Genomic DNA, 10,113 nt, shown 5'->3' with positions numbered 1-10,113 from the left:
TCGCGCAGGTGGCACGGCAGTTCGGGACGTCGCGGCAGTCGGTGCATGCCTGGCTCAAGCGGTTCGAGGCCGAGGGCGAGCAGGGGCTGGTGGAGCGGTCGCGGCGGCCGAAGACCTCCCCGACCCGGCTGTCCGCCGAGGTCGAGGCGCTGGTGTGCGAGTTGCGTCGGTCGCATCCTCGGTGGGGTCCGCGGCGCATCGCCCATGAGCTGGGCCGGCGTGGGATATCGCCGGCGCCGGGCCGGACCACGGTCTATCGCGTGCTGGTGCGCAACAACCTGGTCGAGCCGCAGGAGCAGCAGCACCGGCGCAAGTACCGGCGCTGGCAGCGGGACGCGCCGATGCAGTTGTGGCAGCTGGACATCATGGGCGGGGTGTTCCTGGCCGATGGCCGGGAATGCAAGCTGGTGACCGGGATCGATGACCACTCCCGGTTCGTCGTGATCAGCCAGGTCGTGGTCGAGCCGTCCGGCCGAGCCGTGTGCCAGGCGTTCACCGACGCGATGGCGCGCTACGGCGTCCCGTCGGAAGTGCTGACAGACAATGGAAAGCAGTTCACCGGGCGGTTCACGAAGCCGTTTCCCGCGGAGGTGCTGTTCGAACAGATCTGCCGGGAGAACGGCATCACCGCCCGGCTGACCAAACCCCGCTCGCCCACGACGACCGGAAAAATCGAGCGTTGGCACCAAAGTCTGCGCCGGGAACTGCTGGACGAGTGCGGGCCGTTCGAGTCGTTGCAAGCGGCTCAGGCCGCGATCGTGGCGTGGGCCCACGCCTACAACCACGACCGGCCGCACCAGTCCTTGGGCATGTCCACCCCCGCCTCGCTGTTCCGTCCGGCTCGCGGGCTCACCCGAGTGGCAGCACCGGAACCGGCGCCCGTGGTGCCTCCGGCGACCCGGCGAGCCTCGGCGCGCAATGAACCGGATGCCGCGGCAGTGGAGCTGGACATGGTCATCTCACCAGGCGGCCGGTTGTGCCTGCCCGGCAACCAGCAGGTCAAGTTCAACCAGTCACTGGCCGGGCGTCCGGTCATCGTCTGGGCCGACCACCGCAGCATCCACGTGGTCCTGGACGGCGAACTCATCCGCACCCGCCCGTCACGGCTGTCCACTGACGACCTGGCCACCCTTCGCCTGCGCAGCGCCCGTCCCGCCGGTCCGGAACCCGGCACCTCCGCCGGGAAGGTGGTCACCGCTTCCGTGGTCGAGGTCGAACGGACCGTGGGCCGCGACGGCAACGTCAACATCGGCGGGAAGCGGGTCCTGCTCGCCGCGCACCTGGCCGGCCAGCAGGTCACCCTGCGCCTGGACGGGCACCTCATGCACGTCGTGGCCGCGGGCAAGCTGGCCAAGACGCTGCCATCGCCGATCGAACCTGGCGCCCGCGGCACGGTGAGCGGGGCCCGCGCGGCCACCTCGCCGCTCCCGCCACCGCCGGCGCCTCCGCTGCGCGCGCTGAGGAAAGTCCCGGCCGACGGGATCACCATGGTCGCGGGACAGCGCCTCCGTGTCGGCCGGCCCCACGTGGGCAAGACCGTCACGGTCGTCATCGAGGACACCGTGTTCCGGGTGCTGCACAACGACATCGAACTCTCGACCCACGCCCGCAAGACCACCAAACCCATCCTGCGGCTCCGCTCCCACGCCAACAGCGTCGCCACCTGATCCCCGCACCGTCACGAACCCCGAACCGTCAACCATGTCCCGGCGCCCGTCAAGCATCTCCTGGAGCCAACCAGTCAACGAACTCCTGGAACCACACACCAGTGGGGACAACATCTGGCCGCCTACGGGGAGAACAAACTGACCGTTGACAGCAGCGTCGGCTCGCGGCTGTTTCCACGACAGCGAGGCTCTTCTTCGGGCGGCTGGCACCCCTGGCGCGCTTACCGAGCTTGCCAGTTTGATTGAGCATCAACCTGGACGTGAGCACGAAGTCGAACAGGCCCACCGGGACGCAGCAGCCGGCGGGGACCCCGACGCGCTCCGCGCGTTCGCCTGTTGGCTCGGGAGGCAACCTGACAGGACGGACGAGCCTGTACAGGCCTTCCGAACCGCCATCGCAGGTGGCAACTCCGAAGCCGTCCGTCCCTTCGCCGAATGGTGGGACGCGCAGCCCTGCCGGGAGGCCGAGACCGAACAGACGTGCCGGGACATGATCGCCGACGATGACGCCGAGATGCTCTTTGCGCTAGCCAGATGGCTGGTAGTGCGGTGCGATCGTGAAGAAAACACCGTGCAGGCCCACCTGGACGCTGCCGAGCGGGCATGTCGGGACGCCATCGCTGCCGGTCACCCCGCCGCGCGCTACCTGTTGGCCGAATGGCTGATGGATCAACCTGGTCGTGAAGACGAGACCGAACGAGCCTTGCGCAACGCCAGCTCCGGTGGAACCGCCGCGGAGGTCGTGGCGCTCGCCGAGTGGCTGGGAGATCAGCCAGGACGCGAGGACGAAGCCGAACAGGTGTTCCGCGACGCCATCACAGTCGACAACCCTTCGGCCATCTTCGATTTCCTTTTCTGGCTGGGTGAGCAGCCCGGACGCGAAGCCGAAGCCGACAAGGCATGGCTCGACGCAATCGCCGACGGCGGCCCCGTGGCACTTCTCGGGTTCGGCCGTTGGCTGGGAGACCAGCCCGGACGCGAAGAGTGTCAGTGTGTGGTTAATGCACTGTTGCGTACTCTGCGGAACTAGAATTGCCCGCGGCCGAATGCCAGGCTGCTCGTCACTCGAGAGGCGGTGCGGCACTCCGAACAGAATGCGCTGGCCATCCCACACGTTCCTCGAACGCATGATGAACTGACTCTCTCTCGGATCCGGCAAGCGCATGAGCCACGCCGACCGGTAGCGTTGAAGGTCATGGAATCCGTGACCGGAGCGCGGCAGCTCTGCGAGAGGTTCGTCAAGCCGCTCGGGCGGCGATGGGACCACGTACAAGCCGTCGCGAGTCGTGCGCAGGAGCTTGGCGGTGCGGTTGACGAGTCCGAACGGCCGACGCTCGTCGCCGCGGCCTGGCTGCACGACATCGGTTACTCGCCGGAAATCGGGCACACCCGGTTTCACCCGTTGGACGGTGCGAGGTATCTCAAGGCCAACGGCTGGGCTGACGTGGTGGTCAATCTCGTCGCGCATCACTCCGGAGCGAGGTTCGAAGCAGAGCAGAGGGGCATGGCGGACCAGCTCGCGGAATTCTCGTTCCGAGACACCCCGCTCCTGGACGCGCTGGTCACCGCTGACCTGACAGTCGGCCCCAGCGGAGAGCGGGTCTCCTACAACGAGAGAATTTCGGAGATCCTCTCCCGCTATCCCGCGTCCGACCCGGTCCACCGGGCTTGGCTCGTCGCCGCACCTGTCATGCGCGAGGCTGTCGAACGCACGGAGAGCCGCCTGGACGATGCTCAGCCCAGGTAAGGCTGGAGCCTGTCAGGGTCTAGGGCGTGCGCGATCCGCATCCTCATCGAAGGATGCATGCTGAGTGCTTCCAGCCGCGACGGGTCGACCCACTGAACCGCTTTGGTCTCCACTCCGTCCTCGCGGGGTTGGCCGCCGGTGACCCGCCCCTCGAAGCACAGCGAAAACTGCTGGCGCACTTCGCCGTCGTCGTAGGCCATCACATGCCGCGGGTTCGTATACGTGCCGGTGAGCCGGACGATTTCGACGTCCAGCCCGGTCTCCTCTTTTACCTCGCGCACCGCGGTTTGCGTGATGGTCTCGCCGATGTCGTGCCCACCGCCGGGCAGCGCCCACAGGTCGTTGTCGATCTTGTGGATCAGAAGGACCTCGCCTCGATCGTTGCGGATCACCACAGTGACTGACGGGACGACGCTGTTCGCAGCCGGAGCCGCCGGGTCGTCGACGTAATCAATCCTGGCCATGACTACTCTTTCCCTTACTCCGGTTCTGCGTAGCGCCACACCTGTTCGAACGATTTCAGGTAATGGTCCCACACAGTCCCATTCGGATGGCGCTTAAACTGCAGGACGGGGCTCTGGCCGGCCAGCGCTCCGTAGACATGCGGGTTCACCAGAAGCTGGTCATCGAAGCGGTACATCGAGTTGTACAGAGTGGTGCCGTGCGTGCGAATTTCGACGCCATCGAGTTCCGCCACCTCGGCCAGGTATCGGCGCATCAGCTGAATGCGTCCCTCGAGACCACGAGGCGTGCCTTCGTCGATCGCACGCTGCTGGACAGCGGCCGATTTCTCGTCGCCTACGAGGAGCCGGAAACGGACGCCCGTTTGAGCTTTTTTTCGGATCAACGGCACGAGGTCGTACTGTTCGACCAGGAATACCCCGGAGAAGACCAGAACGTCCATTTGGTCCTGGACGCCCGCGAGAAGTTCCTGCCAGGCTGCCCCCGTAATGGCCGAGCGCGACGGGTACAGATGGACGAACTCGGTTTCGGAAGGCGCCGGCCGAGCGCCGCCGTTGAGGGACGGCCAAAGGTCGGCTTCGCGTGCCTCCAGCACGGCGAGCACCCGGTGCCTGGTCGTTCGATGCGGCACCACCTCGTCCCGGATCCAGCGTTCTGCCGTCTTCGGGTGCGCGTCGACTCGCTCGGCCAACTGCTCGATGGTCAGGTTCGCCGCGAGCATGGCGGTGCGAAGCCGGTCGTTCGCCATAAAATCCCTCCTCTGGGCTAGCACGTTTGGAAACGTCCCGGGGGACGTTTCAACCGCCCAGGCCGTTCTCAAGAGTCCTGCAAGCGCGGTGTCGACGTCCTTCGCATTGGGGTTTTCTGAGCCCAGCACAGCAAAACCGCCGCAGGTCGCAGGCAGGAGGTAGCGATGTTCCTGGTGTTCTGCTCATGGCTGCTCCGGGTCTGGGTGTTTCCGTTGGGCCGCAAGGGTGCTTCGGATCCGTTCCGCTCGCTGCTTCGTGATCTTAACTCCGTATCGCGAGGCGCGAGGATTGTTGCGCGACTGCCCGGCAACGAGAGGAGCGGTCGTCAATGGCGGCGTTGATCTTCATCTACCTCGAGCATGTCCATCCGGTCATCGACGGAGTGTGGCACCGCGCGCGTCTCACGAGCGTCCCCGCGCCAGGTGAACACATCACCATGCTCTGCGGCCAGGAAGCTCCTGCAGCGTTCGCACCGCATGAGCAACGCCGGGCGCGTTGCATACCGACGCAGTGCCTCCCCTGCGACGCGGCCTACCGCGAACAACAGGGCTGGAGCCTCCCGAACAGGTCCGCTGACCGATCCCTGAAGTCGAAGCGGAGGCGGCGGCGATGACAACTGCGAAGGCTAAATCGCGATGAGAACGAGCAAAGGTTCGATGGCGGTGAGCACGCGTGCGACGCTGCTCGGAGCCGCGTTGCGCGCCGCGCGGGAACGAGCGTCATGGGGCCTCAACGAACTTGCCCGAAAGATCGGAGTCCCGCCAGCAAGGCTGTCCGGTTGGGAACTCGGCCTGCGCGCCGCACCGGCCATCCACGTCGCTTACATTCTGGGCGCGCTCGGTGTCGACGGCAGCGACAAGCGCCGCGTTCTCGCACTGGCAAGACTGACTGCGTCCGAGGTTGTCATCATGGGCCGCGACTATGCCTACGACCGCTACGCGATGCTCGCCGACTGCGGAACCACCGCCAAATCCGTGGCCGACTGGCACCCGCTGTTGATACCCGACCTCGCTCAGCACGTGGACTACCAACGCGAAGCACTGACCGCTGCGGGGAGGTCAGAGGCCGAAGTCCACTTCATCGGAGAACTCGGCGCGGAACACCGGCAAGTCGTCCATTCAAGGCAACTGACGGCATACGTCAGCGAAACCGCGTTCGCGCACATGACCGGATCGCCAGAAAGTGTCACTCAGCAGTTCAGCTTCCTCGCCAGGCTGGCCGCGCCAACCTCGCCGGTCAGCATCCGCGTTGTCCCGAAGGCCGCCCGTGGACATTCCGGCCTCCTGGGCGCGTTCACGCTGTACCGCACCAACAGCGGGTCCTTTGTCCACGTTCCGAACTACGGTGCCGCTGTTTTCATAGCCGACGACGGGAGCTACAGCGACGTACTCGAAGAGCTGGAGAGCGTCTCGTTGTCCAAAATGGATACTCGGATGCTGGTGGACGAGTATGCAGCAAAGCATGGAGTCCGCCTGCTCCGCTCGGCGTAATCCCAACGCTTCCGTGCTGCTCCTCCCTGGAGCACGGATGACCCGCCTACGCGCCAGGCGGGCCGAGGGCCGGTGCGCCGTGCTGCCCCGACGGAGCACCGGCCCCTCGTAACACGACTGCCGATGAAGCTTTGCAACTCCGTCTGTGCGTCGAGTCAGTCGGAAGACCGCTGGGACGAAGACCTCGCTTCGATGGTGTACCGATCCTTCAGGTCACCCGAACCGACCTGTTTGTGCGTCGCGGTGAGACAGTGCGGGTGAGTCCATTCGGTCGCGAGACGTTCAGCGAACGCGGGTCGCCATCGGTCGTGCCAGTACTGGGCGTCGCGAACGCTCGCTTGCCGGCCGAGGTGAGCGGCGCGCCAGGTGTAGGTCAGGGTCGCGATTTCGGCGAGAAGCGCAGGGTGGTTGAGCCAGCAGTCGGGTATCGCGACGGCGCGGCTGCCGGGCCGTCCGACGTAGACCTCGTTGTAGTACTGCACGAAGCACGCAATGGTGAACAACGGTGTTTCGCCTTGGCGGGCAGGGTCTTCAGCGGCTGGCGGCGCGGGAAACGTAAGCCAGCGAGCGAGATGCTGCGGGTCTGATTCGTCTTGGACTTCGAGCTTGCGAAGCCGTTCGTGCAGATGTTCGATACGCGCTTCGTGACCTTGGGCCGCGGACCACAGCCGTTCAACCATGGCGGCGATCTCAGCTTCGCTGCGCTGCGGACCGTCGTCCTCGTCTTCCGGGACAGGGATGTCGTCGTCGACGTTCATTCGCAGCCCTGGATGCGGTCGAGTTCGCACTGGGCGTTCCCGGCGCGGATGGCTGCGACGTCGGCTTCGATCTGGGGCCAGTCGGGACGTCGGGTGACGTCGACGGTGCGGCCGAGGATCGGTTTGAGATTGCCGTGCAGGATCAGCACCCGGTCGCGGTCGAGGGTGTGAATGTCGCCGGGGCGGTAGGTCGGGGTGTCTTCGCTGCCGATCGAGCCGCGGCCTGTGCTGAGCAGGCCGTCTGCGTGATGCTGGTAGGTGCGGCGGCGGTGCTGCCCGCTGATGGTGGAGAGCCACTCGAGCGTCTGGTCGTCTTTGATGCCGGGGAAGACCGACAGTGTGAGTGTGTTGTCGATCAGCGTCTTGCGGCCGTGCTCGCCGTAGAGCTCGTCGAGCTGCCCGCGTGACTGGGCAGACCAGTGGATGGGTCCCCCGCGGCCGGCGATGTCGGAGATGAATCCGGGCAGTCGCGGGACCGGGGTGGCTTCATAGAGTTCATCAAGGATCGTGGTGGCCGGCGGTGTGTTGCGGCGGTGTTCCTGGTGCAGGGCGCGTTCCTGGACCCGGCTGAGGAACTCTTCGGCGAAAGCGCTCAGCACGGGCCGGGCCTGCGGGGCTTGATGCTGACCGGCGATGACGAACACGCTGCCGCCGGTGTCGAGAAGCGTGTCGATGTCGAACGGGTCCTCCCCGCCGGGGGTGCAGAACTCGCGGATGCCGGGGTCCATGAACGGTTCCAGCGCGCGGCGCACGCTCATCCACACCGCGTCGGCGGTCTCGGCCACCATGCCGGTCTCCGAGCGCAGGTTGTACGCCAGCTGCGGGAAGTCGCGCTGCAGCAGCTCGGCCGGTTCCTGGTCGGCGGGCTTGGTCAGGGCCCAGGTGATGAGATCGTCGATCCGGCGGTGGTGGCGGGCGGCAGCGAGCAGGTACGCCTGCAGCACGATCCGTGCGCGGCCGCGGAAGACGGCGTCGTTGCCGCCGACGTCCTGGAGCCCGAGCGCGGAAGTCGTGATCAAGGTTTCGGAACGGCGGAGCGCGACAGCGGGTTCGTGGCAACCGGCGATGGGGTTCCATCGCACGTGGCGGGGCCAGGAAGTTGTTCCGGTCATGTCCAGCAGCCAGGCCGTGCCGCCGTGGCCGCGGCGGGAACGCGCGAGCAGGCACCATTCGGCGAGGTCGTTCTTGGTGGTGGACGCGAACAACGCACCGGGCGCGTCGAGTGCTTTGTGGACAAGGTCCGTGCGGGATTTGCCGGAGCGGGTCGGGGCGATCGTGCCGGTCGGCGTCTCCAGCGAGACGACGAGGCGCTCCCGGTACGGTCCGCGCGGCAGCGGTGCGGAGATCTCCGTGACCGGGACGCGTCGGCGTTGCGCGGCAGTCAGGTCGGGCCGGGTCCATGCGGCAGTGCGGCGGGCGGCTGCGGGCGTGAGGGTGCGGCGGACTTGGAGCCGGCTGGCGTGGCCCGGGCGAGCGGGGGCGAGCCGACGCCATGCTGGGATGGAAACGCCGACGGTCAAACTCGCCAGCACCATCACCACGGCCGTGGCGTAGGCGTAGAAAGCCAGTTCTCGCCCGGAAACGCCGTATGCCCACGGATCGGTCAACGCGGCAGCGGGATGGACGGGGTCGGTGACGACCTGCGCGGCGAGCCTGAGCATGCGTGGCGCGGGCGGCCAGGCCCAGGTGTCGGTGGCGAATCCGGTGGTCAGCGTCGCCGCGGCGGTCAGGGCGAAGACCGCTGCGCAAGCGATCAGCCCGACTCCGGCGAGCAGCGCGACGAGCACGATGTCGCGGTCGGCACCGGCAAGTTCAGAACGGCGGCGGGGCACTGTGGCGGTCCTCCCGTGCGGGGAGGGATCGCGCGCTCGGTCATCAGCGCGGGCTCCCTCCTGGCGGCGGGGAGGGCGTAGCCGGATCGACGACCCGGCGGATGACGACGATGCGTGCAGCCCAATCGGCGAGGCGCTCGACGATCACGCCGTGCTGCTCGTCGTAGGCGTCGACAATCAGCCCGGCTCCGGCGTACATGCCGACGTGGCGCGGCCGTGCGGGCGTGCCGAGCGCTCCGGGGATGAACACCAGGTCGCCCGGTTGCAACTGGGACTGGTCGGGGACAGCGTGCCCGGCGGTGACCTGTCCGAGCGTGGAAGCGGGAATGCCGACGCCGGCGGCGGCCCACGCGGCGAGCATGAGGCCCGAGCAGTCGAACGCGTCCGGGCCTTTGCCGCCCCAGATGTACCGCTTCCCCGCCTGCGCCGCGGCGTACCCGACTGCAGCCCTCTGCTTCGGATCCGAGGGAAGGGTGAATCCATCAGGCATCCGGGTTTTGCGGTCGTTGCCGGGCGGGAGCGGGACGTCGGATTTGCCGTCGTCTCCGCAGGTGATCGACGCACTTTCACCGGTGGCGTGCGGGACCGGGTTGTCTGGGCCTGACCAGATTGAGGCGACGATCCGGACTGCTTCGGGCTCTCGGGGCGCGTAGCGGCCGGGGAAACCGCTGTTTTGCACGGCTTGCTCTGCTTTCCCGGGAGGCAGGGCGTCCCATCCAGGAAGTGCGACCAGTCGGTCGAGGAAGGTGTTCGTGGCGTGCACGGGATTGAGGATTTCCGCGCGGCTCCCCCAGCCTTGAGAGGGTCGTTGCTGAAATACGCCAAGGGAATCGCGGTCCCCATGATCGAGGTTGTGCAGATGGGACTCGACAAGACCGGTCGCGATGGCAATGACGGCAGCCCGGCGGGGAAGCCGTCGCTGCTGCACAACGCCGACGATCGTTCGGGCGATGTCGGTTGATTCGGCGTCCGGCGGATCGCGGACGATTCGTCCAGTCCCGCCGGATGGAGACCCGCAGCCGGATGCGGCGATGGCTGTTCCCGGCTGGACGCCGGCGACCATCGCGACTGCGAGCAGGAACCCGCAGAGCACCACCACGATGCCCGCGACGACCCCGGCAACGGTTTTCCCTTGGCGGTTCATCGGGCCCGCTGAAGCATACGCGTCCTGGCCACGATCAGTATCCGAGACTCTGTCCGAAGTCGTCGTCCTCGGACCGGAGATGGTCGTCCGTCAGACGGTCTTCGTCGGCGCGGGCGTCGTGCTCGACGGTTTCGCCGGGCAACTGGTAGTCGGGTTCTTCGGCCATGCATTTAGAGCGTGTCTCACTTGGATGGCGGTTGAGGTGCGAGCATGATCATGACTTGTGATGGACGAGTTGTCGCGACGATTGGTGCCCGACGAGTT

General features: G+C 66.8%; 12 protein-coding genes. 6 read left to right on the top strand and 6 right to left on the bottom strand.

Annotation, left to right across the window (positions count from 1 at the left end):
* The 3 genes from ACZ7SW_RS46605 to ACZ7SW_RS46595 form a co-directional block, all read left to right on the top strand.
* Positions 1–1,667, top strand: a 1,667-nt coding sequence (locus ACZ7SW_RS46605) for an IS481 family transposase (protein ID WP_470236810.1), incomplete at its 5' end; no start/stop codon positions are given.
* Positions 1,668–2,157: 490 nt separating this feature from the next.
* Complete coding sequence (locus tag ACZ7SW_RS46600) at positions 2,158–2,697, top strand: tetratricopeptide repeat protein (RefSeq protein WP_470236809.1); 540 nt, start codon at positions 2,158–2,160, stop codon at positions 2,695–2,697.
* Positions 2,698–2,862: 165 nt separating this feature from the next.
* The gene (locus ACZ7SW_RS46595; RefSeq protein WP_470236808.1) at positions 2,863–3,414 is read left to right on the top strand and encodes an HD domain-containing protein; all 552 of its coding nucleotides are present in this window, start codon (positions 2,863–2,865) and stop codon (positions 3,412–3,414) included.
* Here the strand turns inward: ACZ7SW_RS46595 and ACZ7SW_RS46590 are convergent.
* On the bottom strand, positions 3,402–3,878 hold the full coding sequence (locus tag ACZ7SW_RS46590; RefSeq protein ID WP_470236807.1) for an NUDIX hydrolase: 477 nt from the start codon (positions 3,876–3,878) through the stop codon (positions 3,402–3,404). The two genes, ACZ7SW_RS46595 and ACZ7SW_RS46590, sit on opposite strands and share 13 nt — an antisense overlap.
* Before the next feature lie 14 nt (positions 3,879–3,892).
* Entirely contained in the window at positions 3,893–4,624 is a 732-nt protein-coding gene (locus ACZ7SW_RS46585) for an XRE family transcriptional regulator (protein WP_470236806.1), read from the bottom strand.
* A 329-nt stretch (positions 4,625–4,953) separates the two neighbouring features.
* Here ACZ7SW_RS46585 and ACZ7SW_RS46580 point away from each other — a divergent pair, with 329 nt between their 5' ends.
* Together ACZ7SW_RS46580 and ACZ7SW_RS46575 are read left to right on the top strand one after the other, a co-directional pair.
* Positions 4,954–5,238, top strand: a complete 285-nt coding sequence (locus ACZ7SW_RS46580; protein ID WP_470236805.1) for an HC3 family zinc finger protein — start codon at positions 4,954–4,956, stop codon at positions 5,236–5,238.
* A 49-nt stretch (positions 5,239–5,287) separates the two neighbouring features.
* Positions 5,288–6,115 carry a Scr1 family TA system antitoxin-like transcriptional regulator gene (locus ACZ7SW_RS46575; RefSeq protein WP_470236804.1) on the top strand — a complete coding sequence of 276 codons (828 nt, stop codon included), beginning with the start codon at positions 5,288–5,290 and terminating at the stop codon, positions 6,113–6,115.
* Positions 6,116–6,270: 155 nt separating this feature from the next.
* On the opposite strand, the gene ACZ7SW_RS46570 is transcribed toward ACZ7SW_RS46575, so the two are convergent.
* Genes ACZ7SW_RS46570 through ACZ7SW_RS46560 form a run of 3 tightly spaced genes read right to left on the bottom strand, consistent with a single transcriptional unit; the run spans position 6,271 to position 9,468 of the window.
* Positions 6,271–6,873 carry a hypothetical protein gene (locus ACZ7SW_RS46570; protein WP_470236803.1) on the bottom strand — a complete coding sequence of 201 codons (603 nt, stop codon included), beginning with the start codon at positions 6,871–6,873 and terminating at the stop codon, positions 6,271–6,273.
* Positions 6,870–8,705 carry a type IV secretory system conjugative DNA transfer family protein gene (locus ACZ7SW_RS46565; protein WP_470236802.1) on the bottom strand — a complete coding sequence of 612 codons (1,836 nt, stop codon included), beginning with the start codon at positions 8,703–8,705 and terminating at the stop codon, positions 6,870–6,872. Before ACZ7SW_RS46565 ends, ACZ7SW_RS46570 begins: the two co-directional genes overlap by 4 nt.
* 43 nt (positions 8,706–8,748) lie before the next feature.
* On the bottom strand, positions 8,749–9,468 hold the full coding sequence (locus ACZ7SW_RS46560; RefSeq protein WP_470236801.1) for a C40 family peptidase: 720 nt from the start codon (positions 9,466–9,468) through the stop codon (positions 8,749–8,751).
* On the opposite strand from ACZ7SW_RS46560, the gene ACZ7SW_RS46555 reads away from it, so the two are divergent.
* Positions 9,463–9,666, top strand: coding sequence for a hypothetical protein (locus ACZ7SW_RS46555; RefSeq protein WP_470236800.1), 204 nt, complete (start codon positions 9,463–9,465; stop codon positions 9,664–9,666). The genes ACZ7SW_RS46560 and ACZ7SW_RS46555 overlap by 6 nt on opposite strands.
* A 217-nt stretch (positions 9,667–9,883) precedes the next feature.
* Here the strand turns inward: ACZ7SW_RS46555 and ACZ7SW_RS46550 are convergent, their stop codons facing one another.
* Positions 9,884–10,015 carry a hypothetical protein gene (locus ACZ7SW_RS46550; RefSeq protein ID WP_470236799.1) on the bottom strand — a complete coding sequence of 44 codons (132 nt, stop codon included), beginning with the start codon at positions 10,013–10,015 and terminating at the stop codon, positions 9,884–9,886.
* Positions 10,016–10,113 lie beyond the last annotated feature (98 nt).

The sequence above is a fragment of the Amycolatopsis sp. NPDC114484 genome (assembly GCF_055633755.1).
Note: the sequence above shows the minus strand (reverse complement) of the source record. Positions and strands in the feature narration are given on the sequence as shown.

Bases quoted from the DNA above. Each gene is read 5' to 3' on its own strand.
- ACZ7SW_RS46600 (WP_470236809.1), top strand. From the start codon at position 2,158: ATGATCGCCGACGATGACGCCGAGATGCTCTTTGCGCTAGCCAGATGG.
- ACZ7SW_RS46595 (WP_470236808.1), top strand. From the start codon at position 2,863: ATGGAATCCGTGACCGGAGCGCGGCAGCTCTGCGAGAGGTTCGTCAAG.
- ACZ7SW_RS46590 (WP_470236807.1), bottom strand. From the start codon at position 3,878: ATGGCCAGGATTGATTACGTCGACGACCCGGCGGCTCCGGCTGCGAAC.
- ACZ7SW_RS46585 (WP_470236806.1), bottom strand. From the start codon at position 4,624: ATGGCGAACGACCGGCTTCGCACCGCCATGCTCGCGGCGAACCTGACC.
- ACZ7SW_RS46580 (WP_470236805.1), top strand. From the start codon at position 4,954: ATGGCGGCGTTGATCTTCATCTACCTCGAGCATGTCCATCCGGTCATC.
- ACZ7SW_RS46570 (WP_470236803.1), bottom strand. From the start codon at position 6,873: ATGAACGTCGACGACGACATCCCTGTCCCGGAAGACGAGGACGACGGT.
- ACZ7SW_RS46550 (WP_470236799.1), bottom strand. From the start codon at position 10,015: ATGGCCGAAGAACCCGACTACCAGTTGCCCGGCGAAACCGTCGAGCAC.